An 18,564-nucleotide genomic window follows, 5' to 3' on the forward strand; every position below is an offset into this window, starting at 1 on the left:
AGCCAGCTCCCACAGGTTTGGCGCAAACCCCAGGATCGGCACGGTACCTGTGGCAGCTGGCTTGCCCGCGAAGCGGCCCTAAAGGTTGGCAACCTCGCCCCGGCAACGGATAATGCCCAGTTTTTCCACCTGCGCATCCAAGCGCCGCCGCGCTTGCGGTCGAAAGAGAAGCCCATGAAAGACACCATTCGCCAGCTGATCCAGCAAGCCCTCACCCAACTCGTCGCCGACGGTGTGCTGCCTGAAGGGCTGACGCCGGCGATCCAGGTGGAAAACGCCCGGGACAAGACCCACGGCGACTTCGCCAGCAACATCGCCATGATGCTGGCCAAGCCCGCGGGGCTCAAACCCCGCGACCTGGCCGAAAAGCTGATCAACGCCCTGCCCGCCGACCCACAGGTCAGCAAGGTCGAGATCGCCGGCCCCGGCTTCCTGAACTTCTTCCAGAACACCCAGGCCCTGGCCTCGCGCCTGGACGCCGCACTGGCCGACGCCAGGCTGGGCGTGCACAAGGCCGGCCCAGCACAAAAGGTGGTGGTCGACCTGTCGGCGCCCAACCTGGCCAAGGAAATGCACGTCGGCCACCTGCGCTCGACCATCATTGGCGACGCCGTGGCCCGCGTGCTGGAGTTCCTCGGCGACGACGTGGTACGCCAGAACCACGTGGGCGACTGGGGCACCCAGTTCGGCATGCTGATGGCCTACCTGGAAGAAAACCCGATCACCAGCGACGAGCTGTCGGACCTGGAGAACTTCTACCGCGCCGCCAAGAAGCGCTTCGACGAGTCGAGCGAGTTTGCCGACCGCGCCCGCGGCCTGGTGGTCAAGCTGCAAGCCGGCGACGCGCAATGCCTGACGCTGTGGACGCGCTTCAAGGACATCTCGCTGTCGCACTGCCAGAAGACCTACGAGCTGCTCAACGTCAAGCTGAGCATGGCCGACGTGATGGGCGAAAGCGCCTACAACGATGACCTGGCCAACGTGGTCGACGACCTCCGGACCAAGGGCATGCTGGTCGAGAGCAACGGCGCCCAGTGCGTGTTCCTCGACGAGTTCAAGAACGCCGAAGGCGAGCCGCTGCCGGTGATCATCGTCAAGGCCGACGGTGGCTACCTGTACGCCACCACCGACCTCGCCGCCGTGCGCTATCGCAGCGGCGTGCTCAAGGCCGACCGTGCCCTGTACTTCGTCGACCAGCGCCAGGCCCTGCACTTCCAGCAGGTGTTCGCAGTGGCCCGCAAGGCCGGCTTCGTGACCCACCCGATGGACATGGAGCACATGGGCTTCGGCACCATGAACGGCGCCGACGGCCGCCCGTTCAAGACCCGTGACGGCGGCACCGTGAAGCTGATCGACCTGCTCAACGAAGCCAAGGAACGCGCCTACACCCTGGTCAAGGAGAAGAACCCGCAACTGGCCGAAGACGAGCTGCGCGCCATCGCCAAGGTGGTGGGCATCGGCGCGGTCAAGTACGCCGACCTGTCCAAGCACCGCACCAGCGACTACAGCTTCAACTTCGAACTGATGCTCAACTTCGAAGGCAACACCGCGCCCTACCTGCTGTACGCCTACACCCGTGTGGCCGGGGTGTTCCGCAAGCTGGGCAAGGGCTTCGACCAGGTCGAAGGCGAAATCCTGCTCGACGCGGCGCAGGAACAGGAGCTGGCGGCACGCCTGGCGCAGTTCGGCGAAATCCTGAACAACGTCGCCGAAAAAGGCACCCCGCACGTGCTGTGCAGCTACCTGTACGACGTCGCCGGCCTGTTCTCCAGCTTCTACGAGAACTGCCCGATCCTCGGCGCCGACACCCCCGAGGTACAGCACAGCCGCCTGCGCCTCGCCGCGCTGACCGGTCGTACCCTCAAGCAGGGCCTGGAACTGCTCGGCCTGGAAACCCTGGAGCGCATGTAAGTTGGCTGCCAAGAAAAAACCTGCACCCAAGCGCGGCGCCAGCCGCTACCAGGCCCCGGCCAAGCAGCCGATTCCGGGCTGGATGTGGCTGGCGATCGGCCTTACGGTCGGGGCGTTCATCGTGTTCCTGATGAAGCTCGAGCCCAGCCGTGACGAGGTCAAGCGCACCAAGCCCGAGCAACAGCAGAAGGCCGAGAAGATCGCCGAGGCAAACAAGACCGCGCCGAGCCCGCAGCAGCCGGTCAAGCCCAAGTACGACTTCTACACCCTGCTGCCCGAATCGGAAGTGATCGTGCCGCCCGAAGCCGTGCCCGAGAAAACCCCACCGGTACCGGCGCAACCCCCGGTGACCCCGGCCGAAGCGGCCAAGATCGATACCGCACGGGCCCAGGCCGCGCTGCTGGGGCAAACCCCGCCGCCGGCGCCAGAAGTGATCAAGCCGGCCGCCACCACGCAGTTCTATCTGCAGGCCGGCTCGTTCCGCAAGCAGGCCGATGCCGACAAGGTCCGCGCGCAGATCATCCTGCTCGGCCAGGCGGTCAAGGTGGAGTCCGGCACGGTGAAGGAAGAAACCTGGTACCGCGTGCTGGTCGGCCCGTTCAGCAACCGCGAACAACTGACCGTGGCGCAGAAGCAACTGGCCGGCAGCGGCTTCAACAACCTGCTGTTGCAGCAGCGCCAGACTCGCCAGTAACCCCTGCGATCAGCGGCCCGCACCTGCGGGCCGCGCCCTCTCAGAAGCGCGCTTGCGCATTCTTCAGCGACACCTGGGTGTTCAGCGTCCAGAAGTCGTAGAGCACCCCCAGCAAGAACAGGCCACCCGTGAACAGGTAGATCACGCCAGTGATCCATTTGCCCTGGTACATACGGTGCACGCCAAACACCCCGAGAAAGGTCAGCAGCACCCAGGCCACGCTGTAGTCCAGTGGGCCGGCCTGAAAGCGCAGGTCGGCTTCACGGTCCATCGCCGGGATCAGGAACACGTCGATCAGCCAGCCAATGCCAAGCAGGCCAAGGGTGAAGAACCAGAGGGTGCCGGTCACCGGCTTGCCGTAGTAGAAACGGTGCGCGCCGGTAAAGCCGAAAATCCACAGCAGGTAGCCAATGACCTTGCTGTGCGTGTCCTGTGGCTGGCGTTGCTGCTGATAACTGTTCATGCATAGCCTCCGCGTTTTAGAGAGAAATTTTCTAAGAAAAAATGTGACTTTTGCGTGACGCGCCGACGCATGGCACCCGTGCAATCGACCAACGGGCCAGAATCTGATCAAAAAGCTGTTATAAAGTTGCGCGCTTAACCACGAAGAGCCCTGCCCATGCGTCCATTTTTCAAGACATGGCTGACTATTTGCCTATTATTGCCACTGGCCGCCCACGCCACCAACCGTGAGCAACGTCTACCCACTGGTTTTTCCATACATACCACCAACACCAGTGCCGTGCGCTCGACCAAGGTCAGCCACGCCAAGGTTTCCAAGGCCGATGCCCGCGCTGCACGCCAGGTGGCGCTGATGCCGGCCAAGCAGAGCAGCGACGTGCTCAGCCGCGCCGTGAACGTGCTTGGCACACCGTATCGCTGGGGCGGCAGCAGCCCGAGCAAGGGCTTCGACTGCAGCGGCCTGGTCAAGTACGCCTTCAATGATATCGATGAAGTCGACCTGCCACGCACCTCCAATGCCATGGCCAGCGGCCACGGTGTCAAGGTCGAGCGCAAGGACCTCAAGCCCGGCGACCTGCTGTTCTTCAACATCAAGAGCCGTCGAGTCAACCACGTGGCCATCTACCTGGGCAACGATCGCTTCATCCACGCCCCGCGGCGCGGCAAGCGGGTCAGCATCGACACGCTGAACAAGCCGTACTGGCAAAGCCACTACGTGGTCGCCAAGCGCGTGCTGCCCAAGCAACAGCCGCAACAACAGCTGCGCCTGGCCAAACGCTAGAGTGCCTCGGGCGAACGTGCATTCACCCTGGCCACCTCGCGGCTGATCACCCCCCGCCGTACCAGGCCCTGCAGGCAACTGTCGAGGGTCTGCATGCCAATCGCCGCCCCCGTCTGCATGGCCGAATACAGCTGCCCCACCTTGCCCTCGCGAATCAGGTTGCGCACGGCCGGGGTGGCCAGCAGCACTTCATGCGCCGCCACCCGCCCACCGTCGACCTGGCGCACCAGCACCTGCGCCACCACCGCCTGCAACGATTCGGCGAGCATCGTGCGTACCAGCGCCTTCTCCTCGGCGGCAAACACATCCACCAGACGGTCGATGCTGCTGGCCGCCGAACGGCTGTGCAGGGTCGCCAGTACCAGATGACCGGTTTCGGCGGCGCTCAGCGCCAGGCGGATGGTGTCGAGGTCGCGCAGCTCACCGAGCATGATCACATCCGGGTCCTGGCGTAGCGCCGCACGCAGCGCCTGGGTGAAACCCGGGCTGTGCCGACCGATCTCGCGCTGGCTGACGCGGCTGCGCGCCGGGGTGTGGATAAACTCGATGGGGTCTTCCAGGGTCAGGATGTGCACGCCGCGCTGGCTGTTCAGGTGATCGACCAGTGCCGCCAGGGTGGTCGACTTGCCCGAGCCGGTAGGGCCGGTGACCAGCACCAGCCCGGCCGGTCGCTCGGCAATCTGGCGAAACACATCAGGCAGTTGCAGCGTCGCCAGGCTTGGCACCGTCGCGGGTATCAGGCGCAACACCGCCGCCGCCCCTTGCAACTGGACGAACGCATTGACCCGCACCCGCCCCTGGCCGGGCAAGGCGACACAGAAGTCGAGGTCCTGAAGCGTTGCGTACGCCTTCAATTGCTGCGCGCTCATGAGCTGCCCGAGCAGCCCCTGCATGGCAGCCGCGTCGAGCACCGGCAGCCCCAGCGAGTGAATTTCACCGCCCCGGCGAATCATCGGCGCACTGCCGGCCGCCAGGTGCAGGTCGGAGGCGCCCTCCCTGAGCGCCAGGGCCATCAGCCCGGTCATGTCCATAAGACTCCCCAAACATCGCCAAGCAGGTAGAATGCCGCAGACCCGAACAGCCGCTGGCGTTGATCCATGTCCACCATAGCAGACAACCTTTCCACGCTTGCCGAGCGCATCCGCAGCGCTGCACTGGCCGCCGGTCGAGCGCCCGAGCACGTGCGGTTGCTGGCCGTGAGCAAGACCAAGCCGGCCGACGCCGTGCGCGAGGCGTACGCCGCAGGGGTACGCGACGTGGGCGAGAACTACCTGCAGGAAGCACTGGCCAAACAGCTCGAATTATCCGACCTGCCCTTGACCTGGCACTTCATCGGCCCCATTCAGTCGAACAAGACTCGCGCAATTGCCGAGCATTTCGACTGGGTACATTCGGTGGACCGACTGAAAATCGCACAACGCCTGTCCGAGCAGCGCCCTGCCGACCTGCCGCCGCTCAACGTGTGCCTGCAGGTGAACGTGAGTGGCGAGGCCAGCAAGTCGGGCTGCAATCCCGAAGCGCTGCCTGCCCTGGCGCAGGCCATCGCCGCATTGCCGCGCCTGACCTTGCGCGGGCTGATGGCGATTCCCGAACCCACCGACGACCCGGCCGCCCAGGCCGCGGCGTTTGCCCGTGTACGCGAGCTGCAAGCAGGCCTGAACCTGGGCCTGGACACCCTATCGATGGGCATGAGCCATGACCTGGAAGCGGCGATTGCCCAGGGCGCGACCTGGGTACGGATCGGCACCGCGCTGTTCGGCGCCCGCGACTATGGCCAGGTGTGAGCCCATGCACTGTTTACCTTCTTCGACCAAGGACCTGACATGAGCAAGACTCGTATTGCCTTTATCGGCGCCGGCAACATGGCCGCCAGCCTGATCGGCGGCCTGCGCGCGCAGGGTGTGGACGCCGCGCAGATCCGCGCCAGCGACCCGGGTGCCGAGACCCGTGCCAGGGTGCATGCCGAGCATGGCATCCAGCTGTTCGAACACAACGCCGAGGCCATCGAAGGCGCCGACGTGGTGGTCATCGCCGTCAAGCCGCAAGCCATGAAAGCCGTGTGCGAGGCCCTCAAGCCAAGCCTCAAGCCCGAGCAACTGGTGGTATCGATCGCCGCAGGCATCACCTGCGCCAGCATGCACAACTGGCTGGGCGCGCAGCCGCTGGTACGCTGCATGCCCAATACCCCGGCGCTACTGCGCCAGGGCGTCAGCGGCCTGTATGCCACCGCGCAGGTTTCGCCAGCGCAGCGCAGCGCCGCCGAGCAATTGCTGTCGGCCGTCGGCATTGCCCTGTGGGTCGACAGCGAGGCGCAGCTGGACGCGGTGACCGCCGTCTCCGGCAGCGGCCCGGCGTATTTCTTCCTGCTGATCGAGGCAATGACTGCTGCCGGCGAAAAGCTCGGCCTGTCCCGTGACACCGCCAGCCGGCTGACCCTGCAGACCGCCCTGGGCGCCGCGCACATGGCGGTCAGCAGCGATGTCGATGCGGGCGAGCTACGCCGTCGCGTGACATCGCCCAACGGCACCACCGAGGCCGCGATCACGTCATTCCAGGCCGGTGGTTTCGAGGCACTGGTAGAACAAGCACTGGGTGCCGCAGCGCACCGCTCGGCCGAGATGGCCGAACAACTGGGCAAATAAGGAGCTCTGCATGAATTCGCTTGCTGGCGCCGCGATCTTCGTGGTGCAAACACTGGTCGGCCTGTACCTGGGCATCGTGCTGGTGCGCTTCATCCTGCAACTGGTGAAAGCCAACTTCTACAACCCCCTGAGCCAGTTCGCGGTACGCGCCACTCAGCCGCTGCTCAAGCCGATCCGCCGGGTGGTGCCCAGCATTGCCGGGCTGGATACCTCGTCGCTGTTGCTGGCGATCGTGCTCCAGGCGCTGCTGATCGCGTTCGTGATGACCCTCAACGGCCTCGCGGTGGACAACCTGCTGGGCCTGCTGGCCTGGTCCGTGATCGGCATCACCTCGCTGTTCCTGAAGATTTTCTGGCTGGCGATGATCATCATGGTCATCGTCTCGTGGATCGCCCCCGGCAGCCACAACCCCGCCGCCGAACTGGCCTATCAGATCAGCGAGCCGGTGCTGGCACCGTTTCGCAAGCTGGTCCCCAACCTCGGTGGCATGGATATTTCGCCGATCTTCGCCTTTATCGCGATCCAGCTGATCCAGTCGTTCGTGGTGCCACCGGTGGCCGAGTTCGCCGGAATGCCGATGGTGGTGTGGAAAATTATCTGACCCTCGGCCAACCCCCGGCAGCAGGCCGCGCCATGTTGCTTGCCGCTGGGGGTGGCGGTCTTTAGACTTACGCCTCATTTAAGCGTGAGCAGGGTCGATGTCCACTGTCTTTCCCGAAGATTCGGTCGGTCTGGTAATTCCGCAACTGGCGCAGTTCGATGAGCCCCTGGCGCTGGCCTGTGGTCGCTCACTGGCCTCCTACGAGCTGATCTACGAAACCTACGGCACCCTCAACGCCACGGCCAGCAACGCCGTGCTGATCTGCCATGCGCTGTCGGGGCATCACCATGCCGCCGGCTACCACAGCCCCGACGACCGCAAGCCGGGCTGGTGGGACAGCTGCATCGGCCCCGGCAAGCCGATCGACACCAACCGCTTTTTCGTGGTCAGCCTGAACAACCTCGGCGGCTGCAACGGCAGCACCGGCCCCAGCAGCCTCAACCCGCTCACTGGCCAGCCCTACGGCGCCGACTTCCCGGTGCTGACCGTGGAAGACTGGGTGCACAGCCAGGCCCGCCTGGCCGATCGCCTGGGCATCGCCCAGTGGGCCGCCGTGGTCGGCGGCAGCCTGGGCGGCATGCAGGCCCTGCAGTGGACCATCACCTACCCCGACCGTGTGCGCTATTGCCTGGACATCGCCTCGGCACCCAAGCTCTCGGCGCAGAACATCGCCTTCAACGAGGTGGCCCGCCAGGCCATTCTCACCGACCCGGAGTTTCATGGCGGCTCGTTCCAGGCCGCCGGCGTGATCCCCAAGCGCGGCCTGATGCTGGCGCGCATGGTCGGGCACATCACCTACCTGTCGGATGACTCGATGGGCGAGAAATTCGGCCGCGAACTCAAGAGCGACCAGCTCAACTACGACTTCCACAGTGTCGAGTTCCAGGTCGAGAGCTACCTGCGCTATCAGGGCGAAGAGTTTTCCGGCCGCTTCGACGCCAACACCTACCTGCTGATGACCAAGGCGCTGGACTACTTCGACCCGGCGGCCGCGCATGGCGGCGACCTGGCGGCGACCCTGGCCAATGTCACCGCGCAGTACTGCGTGATGTCCTTCACCACCGACTGGCGCTTCTCGCCGGCGCGCTCGCGGGAGATCGTCGACGCGCTGATCGCCGCACGCAAGAACGTGTGCTACCTGGATATCGACTCGCCATATGGCCACGATGCCTTCCTGATCCCGACCCCGCGCTACATCACGGGTTTCACGAACTACATGAACCGCATCGTCTGCTGAGGACCCCATGAGAGCCGACCTGGAAATCATCCAAGACTGGATCCCCGCCGGCAGCCGGGTCCTCGACCTCGGTTGCGGTACCGGCGAACTGCTGGCATCGCTGCGCGACACCAAGCAGGTGGCCGGCTACGGCCTGGAAATCGACGCCGACAACATCGCCCAGTGCGTGGCCAAGGGCGTCAACGTGATCGAACAGGACCTGGACAAGGGCCTGGGCAACTTCGCCAGCAACAGCTTCGACGTGGTGGTCATGACCCAGGCGCTGCAGGCCGTGGAGTACCCCGACCGGATCCTCGACGAAATGCTGCGCGTGGGCCGCCAGTGCATCATCACCTTCCCCAACTTCGGCCACTGGCGCTGCCGCTGGTACCTGGCGACCAAGGGGCGCATGCCGGTCTCGGACTTCATGCCGTATACCTGGTACAACACGCCGAACATCCACTTCTGCACCTTCGAGGATTTCGAGGCGCTGTGCAGCGAACGCCGCGCCCAGGTGCTCGACCGTCTGGCGGTCGACCATATGCACCGGCATGGGTGGGCGAGCAAGCTATGGCCTAATCTTCTAGGTGAAATCGGCATTTACCGTGTCAGCAGCCCGGGCCTGCAGGAACACAAGGTCGCGGTTTAACCCACCCACTGGAGGAAACAGATCATGGGGCGCTTGTCGAGCTTTTTACTGGCTGCCTGCCTGAGCACGACGGCTATCGCCGCCGATGCCATCAAGGGCGAGCGCAAGGAAGTCTTCGGTGACACCACGGTGCACTACAGCACCTTCATCTCGACCTTCCTGCAGCCAGACATCGCCAAGGCGGCGGAACTGGTACGCAGCAACAACCAGGGCGTGATCAACGTGTCGGTGATCAAGGCCGGCAAGCCGGTGGTCACCCAGGTCAGCGGTAGCGTGAAAGACCTGACCAGCAGTTCGGTGCCACTCACCTTCAAGCAGATCAACGAACCCGGCGCGATCTACTACCTCGCCCAGTTCCCGGTCAAGCAGCAGGAAACCCGCACGTTCACCCTCACCGTGGGGATTGACGGCAAGACCGAAACCATCAGCTTCAACCAAGAGCTCTTCCCAGGCGAATGATGAACATCCAGCAACTCGTATTGGCCAGCCACAACGCCGGCAAACTCAAGGAACTGCAGGCCATGCTCGGTGACACCGTGCAACTGCGTTCGATTGGCGAATTCAGCCGCGTGGAGCCGGAAGAAACCGGCCTGTCGTTTGTCGAGAACGCCATTCTCAAGGCGCGCAACGCTGCACGCATCTCGGGGCTGCCGGCACTGGCCGACGACTCGGGCCTGGCGGTGGACTTCCTCGGCGGTGCGCCGGGCATCTACTCGGCGCGCTACGCCGACGGCCAGGGCGATGCGGCCAACAACGCCAAGTTGCTGGACGTCTTGAAGGACGTACCGGACGCCGAGCGCGCTGCACAGTTCGTGTGCGTGCTGGCCCTGGTGCGCCATGCCGACGACCCGTTGCCGATCCTGTGCGAAGGCCTGTGGCACGGGCGTATCCTGCACCAGGCCAGCGGTGCCCACGGCTTTGGCTACGACCCGCTGTTCTGGGTGCCGGAGCGCGACTGTTCCAGCGCCGAGCTGGCCCCGGCCGACAAGAACCTGATCAGCCACCGTGCCCGCGCCATGAGCCTGCTGCGCCAGCGTCTGGGCCTGCAATGACCGATCGCACGCCGGCACAGCCACTGCACCTGGGCGAGGCTGGCTTCAGCTCCCAAGTACCACGGGCGGCGCTGCCACAGTTGCCGCCGCTGGCGCTGTACATCCACATCCCGTGGTGCGTGCGCAAATGCCCGTATTGCGACTTCAACTCCCATGCGGCCACCCCCGAGCTGCCTGAAGCGGCCTACATCGACGCACTGCTGGCCGACCTCGACCAGGAACTGGGGGCGGTGTACGGGCGCCCGATCAGCTCGATCTTCTTCGGTGGCGGCACCCCGAGCCTGTTCAGTGCCCACGCACTGGGCCGCCTGCTGGCAGGCGTGGAGCAACGCATTCCGTTCGCCGCCGACATCGAGATTACCCTGGAGGCCAACCCGGGCACCTTCGAGCAGGACAAGTTCAAGGCCTACCGCCAGTTGGGCATCAACCGCCTGTCCATCGGCATCCAGAGCTTCCAGCAAGCCAAGCTGGAGGCGCTGGGGCGCATCCACAACGGCGACGAGGCGGTACGTGCGGCGGCCATGGCGCGCGCGGCGGGGTTCGACAACTTCAACCTGGACCTGATGCACGGCCTGCCCGACCAGTCGCTGGGCGATGCGCTGGGCGACCTGCGCCAGGCCATCGCCCTCAAGCCCACCCACCTGTCGTGGTACCAGCTGACGCTGGAGCCGAACACGGTGTTCTGGAACCAGCCACCGGAGCTGCCCGAGGACGACATCCTGTGGGATATCCAGGAAGCCGGGCAGGCCCTGATGGCCGAGCACGGCTACCACCAGTACGAGGTCTCGGCCTATGCGCAGCCTGGCAAGGCGGCGCGGCACAACCTCAACTACTGGAGCTTTGGCGACTTCATCGGTATCGGTGCCGGCGCCCATGGCAAGCTCAGCCACCCGGACGGGCGCATCCTGCGCACCTGGAAGACGCGCCTGCCCAAGGACTACCTGAACCCGGACAAACCGTTCAAGGCCGGCGAAAAGCTGTTGCCGGTGGACGAGCTGCCGTTCGAGTTCCTGATGAATGCCCTGCGCCTGACCGAGGGGGTGGACGCCGAACTGTTTGCCCAGCGCACCGGCTTGCCGCTGGCACAATTGGCCCAGGCGCGCCGCGAGGCCGAACAAAAGGGCCTTTTGCAGGTCGAACCGACGCGACTGGTGGCGACCGCACGAGGCCAGTTGTTCCTCAACGACCTGTTGCAGTATTTCTTGACCTAAGGAAAGCGAATGGACCTGGTACTCGACCTGCTCTCGACCGTCTCCCGCTGGAGCCGCAGCAACCTGTCGGAGATCTCTCTGGCGCTTGTAGGCTGTTTGCTGGTGCTGTTCGGCACCGACATCAAGGGCTGGGTCGAACAGCGCCTGGGCGGGCTGGCAGGTGCATTGCGCGTGCCGTTCATGGCCCTGCTGGTGCTGATCGGCAGTGGTGCGGCGTTGATCTATGCGACGCCGTGGGTGGTACGCGGGCTGAGCCAGTTCAACAACTATGCGCTGGCGCCGGTTTTGCTGGTGGTGCTGGTGTTGCTCGGCGTGGTCGCTGACCGCCGCTGAACACTTCGCTGGCAAGCCAGCTCCCACAGGGTTTGGCGGTGTTCATACATCCCCTGTGGGAGCTGGCTTGCCAGCGAATAGCCGTTATGCGGTCTTAAGCCAGCTTCTCGAACTTCAGATCCCACACCCCATGCCCCAATCGCTCGCCACGACGTTCGAACTTGGTGATCGGGCGCTCGGCAGGGCGTGCAACGCACTTGCCATCTTCGGCCAGGTTCTTGTAACCCGGCGCGACATTCATCACTTCCAGCATGTATTCGGCATACGGTTCCCAGTCGGTTGCCATATGGAACACGCCGCCCACCTTCAGCTTGCTGCGCACCAGCTCGGCAAACTCCGGCTGCACGATGCGACGCTTGTGGTGACGGCTCTTGTGCCACGGGTCGGGGAAGAACAGCATCAGGCGATCGAGGCTGTTGTCGGCCACGCACTTGTTCAGCACTTCGATGGCATCGCAGTCATACACGCGCAGGTTCTGCAGACCCTGGGTCAGCACGCCATTGAGCAGCGCGCCCACACCCGGACGGTGCACTTCGACACCGATGAAGTCCTGCTCAGGCGCAGCAGCGGCCATTTCCAGCAGCGAATGGCCCATGCCAAAGCCGATTTCCAGGGTACGCGGCGCCGAGCGGCCAAATACCTGGTCGTAGTCCACCGGACTGTCGGCCAGCGGCAGCACGAACAACGGCGCGCCCTGGTCCAGGCCACGCTGCTGGCCTTCGGTCATGCGCCCGGCACGCATCACGAAACTCTTGATGCGGCGGTGTTGGCGTTCTTCGCCTTCGGCGGTGATCGGCGATTCTTGCGATTCAGTCATCAGGGGCTCTTACTTGATCAGACCATCCAGCGGCGACGAGGCGCTGGCATAGAGTTTTTTCGGCATGCGGCCGGCCAGGTAGGCCAGACGGCCAGCAACGATGGCGTGCTTCATGGCCTCGGCCATCATCACCGGCTGCTGGGCATGGGCGATGGCCGAGTTCATCAGCACCGCCTCACAGCCCATTTCCATGGCGATGGTAGCGTCGGAGGCGGTACCCACACCCGCATCGACCAGCACCGGCACCTTCGATTCCTCGAGGATGATGCGCAGGTTGTACGGGTTGCAGATGCCCAGCCCGGTACCGATCAGCCCGGCCAGCGGCATGACCGCGATGCAGCCGATTTCGGCCAGTTGGCGCGCGATGATCGGGTCATCGCTGGTGTAGACCATCACATCGAAGCCGTCCTTGACCAGCACTTCGGCGGCCTTGAGGGTTTCGATCACGTTGGGGAACAGGGTCTTCTGGTCGGCCAGCACTTCAAGCTTGACCAGGTTGTGCCCGTCGAGCAGCTCACGCGCCAGGCGGCAGGTGCGCACGGCCTCGATGGCGTCATAGCACCCGGCGGTGTTCGGCAGGATGGTGTAGCGATCCGGCGGCAATACGTCGAGCAGGTTCGGCTCGCCCGGGTTCTGGCCCAGGTTGGTACGGCGCACCGCGACGGTGACGATCTCGGCACCCGAGGCCTCGATGGCCAGGCGGGTTTCTTCCATGTCGCGGTACTTGCCGGTACCGACCAGCAGGCGCGACTGGAAGGTACGACCGGCCAGCGTGAAGGGCTTGTCGCTACGAACGTTGCTCATCGGTAATCCTCTAGAAGGTTGAGGGACTTGCAGGTGGATCGCGTGGGCCTAGCCGCCGCCGATGGCGTGAACGACCTCGACCTGGTCGCCATCGCGCAGGGCGGTAGCGTCGTGCTGGCTGCGCGGCACGATGTCCAGGTTCAGCTCTACCGCTACCCGGCGACCTGCGAGGTCCAGCCGGTTCAGCAGGGCCGCGACGCTTTCGCCATCGGGCAATTCGAAAGGTTCACCGTTCAGTTGAATGCGCATGCGCACGGCCGCCATTATTTTTAGGGGCCCGCATTCTAGCCCCTATACGGGCTTGAACCCAAGGCCGGACACCGCCATTCGTCTCGATCCGGACTCGCGGGTCAGCCCAGGCGCCAGGCTGCAAGGCCCAGGCACAACCAGCCGCCAAGAAAGGCCAGGCCGCCAAACGGCGTGATGATGCCCAGCTTGCCGATGCCGCTGAGGGTCAGCAGGTACAGGCTACCGGAAAACAGCACGATCCCCAGGCAGAACAGACCACCGGCCCAGGCCACCAGGCGACCCGGCAGGTGCACCGAAAGCACCGCCACCCCCAGCAGCGCCAGTGCGTGCACCAGCTGGTAGGTCACGCCGGTATGAAAGATGGCCAGGTACTCGCTGCTCAGGCGGCCCTTGAGGCCATGGGCGGCAAAGGCGCCGAGGGCCACCCCGGTAAAGCCGAAAACAGCGGCGAGCGACAGGAAGCTGCGAAGCATGCGGAAGACTCCTTGGGGGGCACAGGGTCTGTATAATGGCCCGCTCATTCGGTTCGGCCAAGCCATCTCTATGCTGTCATCCCTGATCCGCCGCCTCACCCGCGCCCTGCTCTGGTTTGCCGGCGCCAGCGTATTGCTGGTCCTGCTGTTTCGCTGGGTGCCGCCACCGGGGACCATGCTGATGGTCGAGCGCAAGGTCGAGTCCTGGTTCAATGGCCAGCCCATCGACCTGCAACGCGACTGGCGCCCGTGGGACGAGATCTCCGACGAGCTCAAGGTGGCGGTCATTGCCGGTGAAGACCAGAAATTCGCTGGGCACTGGGGGTTCGACTTCACGGCGATCCAGGCGGCGCTGGCGCACAACGAGCGCGGCGGGTCCATCCGCGGGGCCAGCACCCTGAGCCAGCAAGTGGCCAAGAACCAGTTCCTGTGGGCGGGCCGCAGTTGGCTGCGCAAGGGGCTGGAAGCGTGGTTTACCGCGTTGATCGAGCTGCTGTGGTCCAAGGAGCGGATCCTTGAGGTGTACCTCAACAGCGCGGAGTGGGACGACGGCGTGTTTGGTGCCCAGGCGGCGGCGCAGCATCACTTCGGTACCGACGCGAGCAAATTGAGCCGTCAGCAGGCCAGCCTGCTCGCCGCAGTGCTGCCGAGCCCGCGCAACTGGAGTGCCAGCCGGCCAAGCAGCTACGTGGCGCGGCGGGCGGGCTGGATTCGCCAGCAGATGAGCCAGCTGGGCGGTAGCGGGTATCTGGTGCAGCTGGATGAGCCGCGCAAGGCGCCGTGGACCAACTGATAAAGCGCAGGCATTAAAAAACCCGACCTGAGTCGGGTTTTTTATTGGCCCCTGCGCTGGCAAACCAGCTCCCACAAGGTTTTGCAGGGTTCACACAGCCCCTGTGGGAGCTGGCTTGCCAGCGAAGGGGCCGGTACAGACGACGATCAGGCAGCGATCAGGGCTTTGACCTTGTTCATCGCATTCTTCTCCAACTGCCGGATCCGCTCGGCCGACACACTGTACTTGGCCGCCAGGTCGTGCAGCGTGGCCTTCTCTTCGGCCAGCCAGCGCTGGTACAGGATGTCGCGGCTGCGGTCGTCCAGGCCTTGCAGCGCTTCATGCAGGTTGCTCGAGGAGTTGTCGCTCCAGTCTGCATCCTCCAGCTGACGCGCCGGATCGTAACGGTGGTCTTCCAGGTAGTTGGCCGGCGACTGGAAGGCGCTGTCGTCGTCGGCCTCGGACGCCGGGTCAAAGGCCATGTCCTGACCGGTCAGGCGGCTTTCCATCTCGCGCACTTCACGTGGCTCGACACCCAGGCTCTCGGCCACGCGGTGCACTTCATCGTTGTTCAGCCAGGCCAGACGCTTCTTCTGGCTGCGCAGGTTGAAGAACAGCTTGCGCTGCGCCTTGGTGGTCGCGACCTTGACGATGCGCCAGTTGCGCAGGATGAACTCGTGAATCTCGGCCTTGATCCAGTGCACCGCAAAGGACACCAGGCGCACACCCATCTCGGGGTTGAAGCGCTTGACCGCTTTCATCAGGCCCACGTTGCCTTCCTGGATCAGGTCGGCCTGGGCCAGCCCGTAGCCCGAATAGCTACGTGCGATATGCACGACAAAACGCAGGTGGGCGAGCACCATCTGCCGAGCCGCCCCCAGATCCTGCTCGTAATAGAGACTCTCGGCCAGTTCACGCTCCTGCTCGGGCGTCAGCAGTGGAATGCTGTTCACCGTATGAACATAAGCCTCCAGGTTCGCACCCGGGACCAACGCATACGCAGGTTGCAACGAAGTGGTCATACGAAAAAACCTCCGACTCACTGAATTGTGCCGTCAGGCACTGCCACCATTGACCGGGAACCCCGAAACAAGTTCCCTGAAACGATAAAGCCAGGTGATGGCAAAAAGACTCTTATCGCGGTGCAAGCTCACGCAAATGCCGAGCGACCGCAATCCAAGCACCGATATACCCTAACAACACTGCACCAAGCAAGAGCGACAGACCATCGGACGATGGCACGCCGGCCAGGGCGAAATCACTGCCGTACAGGCCGGACAGGCCGATGACCGCGTCATTCAGCCAGTTCAACCCGAACGCCAGCACGCCCCATGACAGCACACCGGCGCCCAGGCCATACAGCGCCCCCATGTACAGGAAGGGCCGGCGCACATAACTGTCGGTGCCGCCAACCAGTTTGATCACCTCGATTTCGGTGCGGCGGTTCTCGATGTGCAGGCGAATCGTGTTACCGATCACCAGCAGCAACGCCGACACCAGCAACACGGTCAGGCCGAACACGAAGCGGTCACCCAGTTTGAGGATCGCCGCCAGGCGCTCCACCCACACCAGGTCCAGCTGGGCCAGCTCGACCTTGGGCAGCTCGGCCAAGCGCTGACGCAAGGCCTCCAGTGCCGGCTTGTCGACCTCGGCCGGGGTCACCACGATCACCCCAGGCAATGGGTTCTCGGGCAGTTCGCGCAGGGCGTCACCCAGCCCGGACTGCTGCTGGAACTCGTCGAGGGCCTGTTCGCGGCTGACATAGTCGGCCTCGGCCACCCCCGGCAAGCCCTTGATCTGAGTGCGCAGGGCCTCGCCTTCATGGGCTGTGGCATCCAGCTTGAGGTACAGCGAAATCTGCGCGGCGCGCTGCCACGAGCCGCCCAGGCGCTCGACTGCTCAACAGCAACGACAGGCCCATCGGCAGGCTCAGCGCCACAGCCATCACCAGGCAGGTAAAGAAGCTGCCGATCGGCTGCTTGCCCAGCCGGCGCAGGCTGTCGACCAGGCTGGAGCGGTGGCTTTCGACCCACGCCTGCAGCAAGGTGCTGAAATCCGGACCGTCATCGTCGTCATCGCGGCGTTTTTTCTGCTTTTGCGGGATCGGCTCGGCCGCCTTGGGGGCGACGCGCTCGGACACCTTGGGGCTGCGTGATGCACTCATTGTCCGGCCTCCCCATCGCCGATCAGGCGGCCGCGCTGCAGGGTCAGCATGCGATGGCGCATGCGCGCGATCAGTGCCAGGTCGTGGCTGGCGATCAGCACGCTGGTACCCAGGCGGTTGATATCTTCGAATACCCCCATGATCTCGGCCGCCAGGCGCGGGTCGAGGTTGCCGGTGGGCTCGTCCGCCAGCAGCAGCGCCGGGCGGTGCACGATGGCACGGGCAATCCCGACGCGCTGCTGCTGGCCGGTGGACAGGTCGCCCGGAAACAGCTCGGCCTTGTCCGACAGGGCCACGCGCTCCAGCGCCGAGTCGACGCGCTTGGCCACTTCGAGCTTGGACAGGCCAAGGATCTGCAGTGGCAAGGCCACGTTGTTGAACACGGTACGGTCGAACAGCAACTGGTGGTTCTGGAACACCACGCCGATCTGACGACGCAGGAACGGGATCTGCGCATTGCTGATCTGGCCCAGGTCCTGGCCGGCCAGCAGCAGTTTGCCGCTGGTGGGGCGTTCCATGGCCAGCAGCAGGCGCAGCAAGGTGCTCTTGCCCGCGCCCGAGTGGCCGGTAACGAACAGGAATTCGCCCCGACGTACCCGAAAACTCAACTCATGCAGGCCAACGTGACCATTCGGATAGCGTTTGGCGACCTGTTCGAATCGGATCATGGATGCTCCCGCTCGGCAAACAGTGCTTGTACGAAGGGTTCGGCTTCGAACGTGCGCAAGTCGTCGATGCCTTCACCCACGCCAATGTAGCGAATCGGCAGGCCGAACTGCTTGGCCAAGGCGAAGATCACCCCGCCCTTGGCGGTGCCGTCGAGCTTGGTCAGGGCCAGGCCGGTCAGTTCGACGCTCTGGTTGAAGTGCTTGGCCTGGTTGATGGCGTTCTGCCCGGTGCCGGCGTCCAGCACCAGCAGCACTTCGTGCGGCGCGTCGGCGTCGAGCTTGCCGATGACCCGGCGAACCTTCTTGAGCTCTTCCATCAGGTTGTCTTTGGTGTGCAGGCGACCGGCGGTATCGGCGATCAGCACGTCGATGTTGCGCGCCTTGGCAGCCTGCACGGCGTCGAAGATCACCGAGGCCGAATCGGCACCGGTGTGCTGTGCGATCACCGGGATCTGGTTGCGCTCGCCCCATACCTGCAGTTGCTCCACCGCAGCGGCACGAAAGGTGTCGCCGGCCGCCAGCATGACTTTCTTGCCTTCGAGCTGGAGCTTTTTCGCCAGTTTGCCAATGGTGGTGGTCTTGCCGGCGCCATTGACGCCCACCACCAGAATCACGAACGGCTTGTTCTGCGCGTGCACCTTCAGCGGCTGCTCGACCGGCTTGAGCAGGTCGGTCAGCTCGCCTTGCAGCGACTTGTACAGTGCGTCGGCATCGGCCAACTGCTTGCGCGCGACCTTCTGGGTCAGGCTCTGGACAATCACCGAAGTGGCCTCGACGCCGACGTCGGCGGTCAGCAGGCGGGTTTCGATCTCTTCAAGCAGGTCATCGTCGATGGCCTTCTTGCCCAGGAACAGGCTGGCCATGCCCTCGCCGATGCTGGCGCTGGTCTTGGACAGGCCCTGCTTGAGGCGGGCGAAGAAGCCGGCCTTGGTCTCTGCAACTGGCGCCGGGCCGGGCTCTGCTTCGATGACGGGCTCGATGACGGGCGCGACCACGGCAGCCACAGGGGGCTGGCGCAGCGACGACAGGCACTGGGGCCGGGGGCCACCACAACGGGCGCGGGCT

General features: G+C 64.5%; 22 protein-coding genes and 1 pseudogene. 13 read left to right on the plus strand and 10 right to left on the minus strand.

The window, feature by feature from the left end:
* Window positions 1-174: 174 nt before the first annotated feature.
* Together argS and G3436_RS21820 are read left to right on the plus strand one after the other, a co-directional pair.
* A complete protein-coding gene (argS, locus tag G3436_RS21815) occupies window positions 175-1,911 on the plus strand; it encodes an arginine--tRNA ligase (RefSeq protein WP_163949351.1) in 1,737 nt (578 codons plus the stop codon).
* 1 nt (window position 1,912) lies between these two features.
* Window positions 1,913-2,605: an SPOR domain-containing protein gene (locus G3436_RS21820; RefSeq protein WP_163949354.1), complete on the plus strand. Its 693-nt coding sequence runs from the start codon at window positions 1,913-1,915 to the stop codon at window positions 2,603-2,605.
* A gap of 40 nt (window positions 2,606-2,645) precedes the next feature.
* Here G3436_RS21820 and G3436_RS21825 read toward each other — a convergent pair whose 3' ends face one another.
* Entirely contained in the window at window positions 2,646-3,068 is a 423-nt protein-coding gene (locus G3436_RS21825; RefSeq protein WP_163949357.1) for an NINE protein, read from the minus strand.
* A gap of 156 nt (window positions 3,069-3,224) precedes the next feature.
* On the opposite strand from G3436_RS21825, the gene G3436_RS21830 reads away from it, so the two are divergent.
* Window positions 3,225-3,848, plus strand: a complete 624-nt coding sequence (locus G3436_RS21830) for a C40 family peptidase (protein ID WP_163949359.1) — start codon at window positions 3,225-3,227, stop codon at window positions 3,846-3,848.
* On the opposite strand, the gene G3436_RS21835 is transcribed toward G3436_RS21830, so the two are convergent.
* Window positions 3,845-4,879, minus strand: coding sequence for a type IV pilus twitching motility protein PilT (locus tag G3436_RS21835; RefSeq protein ID WP_163949362.1), 1,035 nt, complete (start codon window positions 4,877-4,879; stop codon window positions 3,845-3,847). The genes G3436_RS21830 and G3436_RS21835 overlap by 4 nt on opposite strands.
* A gap of 66 nt (window positions 4,880-4,945) precedes the next feature.
* Here G3436_RS21835 and G3436_RS21840 point away from each other — a divergent pair, with 66 nt between their 5' ends.
* The 9 genes from G3436_RS21840 (at window position 4,946) to G3436_RS21880 (ending at window position 11,552) form a co-directional block, all read left to right on the plus strand.
* Window positions 4,946-5,632: a YggS family pyridoxal phosphate-dependent enzyme gene (locus G3436_RS21840; RefSeq protein WP_163949365.1), complete on the plus strand. Its 687-nt coding sequence runs from the start codon at window positions 4,946-4,948 to the stop codon at window positions 5,630-5,632.
* Window positions 5,633-5,671: 39 nt separating this feature from the next.
* On the plus strand, window positions 5,672-6,490 hold the full coding sequence (proC, locus tag G3436_RS21845) for a pyrroline-5-carboxylate reductase (protein ID WP_163949368.1): 819 nt from the start codon (window positions 5,672-5,674) through the stop codon (window positions 6,488-6,490).
* Between the two features lie 10 nt (window positions 6,491-6,500).
* Complete coding sequence (locus tag G3436_RS21850) at window positions 6,501-7,091, plus strand: YggT family protein (protein ID WP_163949371.1); 591 nt, start codon at window positions 6,501-6,503, stop codon at window positions 7,089-7,091.
* A 97-nt stretch (window positions 7,092-7,188) separates the two neighbouring features.
* Window positions 7,189-8,328, plus strand: a complete 1,140-nt coding sequence (gene metX / locus G3436_RS21855) for a homoserine O-succinyltransferase MetX (RefSeq protein WP_163949375.1) — start codon at window positions 7,189-7,191, stop codon at window positions 8,326-8,328.
* A 7-nt stretch (window positions 8,329-8,335) separates the two neighbouring features.
* Complete coding sequence (gene metW, locus G3436_RS21860; protein ID WP_163949378.1) at window positions 8,336-8,956, plus strand: methionine biosynthesis protein MetW; 621 nt, start codon at window positions 8,336-8,338, stop codon at window positions 8,954-8,956.
* Window positions 8,957-8,980: 24 nt separating this feature from the next.
* The gene (locus G3436_RS21865) at window positions 8,981-9,415 is read left to right on the plus strand and encodes a DUF4426 domain-containing protein (protein WP_163949381.1); all 435 of its coding nucleotides are present in this window, start codon (window positions 8,981-8,983) and stop codon (window positions 9,413-9,415) included.
* Window positions 9,412-10,008, plus strand: a complete 597-nt coding sequence (gene rdgB, locus G3436_RS21870; RefSeq protein ID WP_163949384.1) for an RdgB/HAM1 family non-canonical purine NTP pyrophosphatase — start codon at window positions 9,412-9,414, stop codon at window positions 10,006-10,008. Before G3436_RS21865 ends, rdgB begins: the two co-directional genes overlap by 4 nt.
* The gene (gene hemW, locus G3436_RS21875; protein ID WP_163949387.1) at window positions 10,005-11,219 is read left to right on the plus strand and encodes a radical SAM family heme chaperone HemW; all 1,215 of its coding nucleotides are present in this window, start codon (window positions 10,005-10,007) and stop codon (window positions 11,217-11,219) included. The genes rdgB and hemW overlap by 4 nt, the downstream gene beginning before the upstream one ends.
* 9 nt (window positions 11,220-11,228) lie before the next feature.
* Entirely contained in the window at window positions 11,229-11,552 is a 324-nt protein-coding gene (locus G3436_RS21880) for a DUF3392 family protein (RefSeq protein ID WP_043860129.1), read from the plus strand.
* 94 nt (window positions 11,553-11,646) lie between these two features.
* Here G3436_RS21880 and trmB read toward each other — a convergent pair whose 3' ends face one another.
* The 4 genes from trmB to G3436_RS21900 all read right to left on the minus strand — a co-directional run bounded on the left by trmB (window position 11,647) and on the right by G3436_RS21900 (window position 13,895).
* Window positions 11,647-12,369 carry a tRNA (guanosine(46)-N7)-methyltransferase TrmB gene (gene trmB / locus G3436_RS21885; RefSeq protein WP_163949390.1) on the minus strand — a complete coding sequence of 241 codons (723 nt, stop codon included), beginning with the start codon at window positions 12,367-12,369 and terminating at the stop codon, window positions 11,647-11,649.
* A 9-nt stretch (window positions 12,370-12,378) separates the two neighbouring features.
* Window positions 12,379-13,173: a thiazole synthase gene (locus G3436_RS21890; RefSeq protein ID WP_163949395.1), complete on the minus strand. Its 795-nt coding sequence runs from the start codon at window positions 13,171-13,173 to the stop codon at window positions 12,379-12,381.
* 48 nt (window positions 13,174-13,221) lie between these two features.
* Window positions 13,222-13,422 (minus strand): sulfur carrier protein ThiS, encoded by a 201-nt coding sequence (gene thiS / locus G3436_RS21895; RefSeq protein ID WP_163949398.1) that lies wholly within the window; start codon window positions 13,420-13,422, stop codon window positions 13,222-13,224.
* 101 nt (window positions 13,423-13,523) lie between these two features.
* On the minus strand, window positions 13,524-13,895 hold the full coding sequence (locus G3436_RS21900; RefSeq protein ID WP_163949400.1) for a DUF423 domain-containing protein: 372 nt from the start codon (window positions 13,893-13,895) through the stop codon (window positions 13,524-13,526).
* A 70-nt stretch (window positions 13,896-13,965) separates the two neighbouring features.
* Between G3436_RS21900 and mtgA the strand changes: the two genes are divergently transcribed.
* On the plus strand, window positions 13,966-14,688 hold the full coding sequence (gene mtgA, locus G3436_RS21905) for a monofunctional biosynthetic peptidoglycan transglycosylase (protein WP_163949403.1): 723 nt from the start codon (window positions 13,966-13,968) through the stop codon (window positions 14,686-14,688).
* 146 nt (window positions 14,689-14,834) lie between these two features.
* Here the strand turns inward: mtgA and rpoH are convergent, their stop codons facing one another.
* From rpoH to ftsY, 4 genes and pseudogenes are all read right to left on the minus strand, one after another.
* Window positions 14,835-15,689, minus strand: coding sequence for an RNA polymerase sigma factor RpoH (gene rpoH / locus G3436_RS21910; protein ID WP_163949406.1), 855 nt, complete (start codon window positions 15,687-15,689; stop codon window positions 14,835-14,837).
* A gap of 112 nt (window positions 15,690-15,801) precedes the next feature.
* Window positions 15,802-16,831: pseudogene (ftsX, locus tag G3436_RS21915) on the minus strand (permease-like cell division protein FtsX).
* Complete coding sequence (gene ftsE / locus G3436_RS21920; protein ID WP_163949409.1) at window positions 16,828-17,499, minus strand: cell division ATP-binding protein FtsE; 672 nt, start codon at window positions 17,497-17,499, stop codon at window positions 16,828-16,830. The pseudogene ftsX and the gene ftsE overlap by 4 nt, the downstream one beginning before the upstream one ends.
* On the minus strand, window positions 17,496-18,564 hold a 1,069-nt coding region (gene ftsY / locus G3436_RS21925), incomplete at its 5' end, for a signal recognition particle-docking protein FtsY (protein WP_163949411.1). The genes ftsE and ftsY, both read right to left, overlap by 4 nt.

The organism is Pseudomonas brassicae (genome assembly GCF_010671725.1).
GTDB classification, from domain to species: Bacteria; Pseudomonadota; Gammaproteobacteria; order Pseudomonadales; family Pseudomonadaceae; genus Aquipseudomonas; species Aquipseudomonas brassicae.

What these genes read in the sequence shown, in the direction of transcription:
- hemW (WP_163949387.1), top strand. Translation starts at nt 10,005, where the DNA reads ATGACCGATCGCACGCCGGCACAGCCACTGCACCTGGGCGAGGCTGGC.
- trmB (WP_163949390.1), bottom strand. Translation starts at nt 12,369, where the DNA reads ATGACTGAATCGCAAGAATCGCCGATCACCGCCGAAGGCGAAGAACGC.
- rpoH (WP_163949406.1), bottom strand. Translation starts at nt 15,689, where the DNA reads ATGACCACTTCGTTGCAACCTGCGTATGCGTTGGTCCCGGGTGCGAAC.
- G3436_RS21825 (WP_163949357.1), bottom strand. Translation starts at nt 3,068, where the DNA reads ATGAACAGTTATCAGCAGCAACGCCAGCCACAGGACACGCACAGCAAG.
- G3436_RS21865 (WP_163949381.1), top strand. Translation starts at nt 8,981, where the DNA reads ATGGGGCGCTTGTCGAGCTTTTTACTGGCTGCCTGCCTGAGCACGACG.
- mtgA (WP_163949403.1), top strand. Translation starts at nt 13,966, where the DNA reads ATGCTGTCATCCCTGATCCGCCGCCTCACCCGCGCCCTGCTCTGGTTT.
- thiS (WP_163949398.1), bottom strand. Translation starts at nt 13,422, where the DNA reads ATGCGCATTCAACTGAACGGTGAACCTTTCGAATTGCCCGATGGCGAA.
- G3436_RS21900 (WP_163949400.1), bottom strand. Translation starts at nt 13,895, where the DNA reads ATGCTTCGCAGCTTCCTGTCGCTCGCCGCTGTTTTCGGCTTTACCGGG.
- ftsE (WP_163949409.1), bottom strand. Translation starts at nt 17,499, where the DNA reads ATGATCCGATTCGAACAGGTCGCCAAACGCTATCCGAATGGTCACGTT.
- rdgB (WP_163949384.1), top strand. Translation starts at nt 9,412, where the DNA reads ATGATGAACATCCAGCAACTCGTATTGGCCAGCCACAACGCCGGCAAA.
- G3436_RS21830 (WP_163949359.1), top strand. Translation starts at nt 3,225, where the DNA reads ATGCGTCCATTTTTCAAGACATGGCTGACTATTTGCCTATTATTGCCA.
- metX (WP_163949375.1), top strand. Translation starts at nt 7,189, where the DNA reads ATGTCCACTGTCTTTCCCGAAGATTCGGTCGGTCTGGTAATTCCGCAA.
- metW (WP_163949378.1), top strand. Translation starts at nt 8,336, where the DNA reads ATGAGAGCCGACCTGGAAATCATCCAAGACTGGATCCCCGCCGGCAGC.
- G3436_RS21890 (WP_163949395.1), bottom strand. Translation starts at nt 13,173, where the DNA reads ATGAGCAACGTTCGTAGCGACAAGCCCTTCACGCTGGCCGGTCGTACC.
- G3436_RS21850 (WP_163949371.1), top strand. Translation starts at nt 6,501, where the DNA reads ATGAATTCGCTTGCTGGCGCCGCGATCTTCGTGGTGCAAACACTGGTC.
- argS (WP_163949351.1), top strand. Translation starts at nt 175, where the DNA reads ATGAAAGACACCATTCGCCAGCTGATCCAGCAAGCCCTCACCCAACTC.
- proC (WP_163949368.1), top strand. Translation starts at nt 5,672, where the DNA reads ATGAGCAAGACTCGTATTGCCTTTATCGGCGCCGGCAACATGGCCGCC.
- G3436_RS21835 (WP_163949362.1), bottom strand. Translation starts at nt 4,879, where the DNA reads ATGGACATGACCGGGCTGATGGCCCTGGCGCTCAGGGAGGGCGCCTCC.
- G3436_RS21840 (WP_163949365.1), top strand. Translation starts at nt 4,946, where the DNA reads ATGTCCACCATAGCAGACAACCTTTCCACGCTTGCCGAGCGCATCCGC.
- G3436_RS21880 (WP_043860129.1), top strand. Translation starts at nt 11,229, where the DNA reads ATGGACCTGGTACTCGACCTGCTCTCGACCGTCTCCCGCTGGAGCCGC.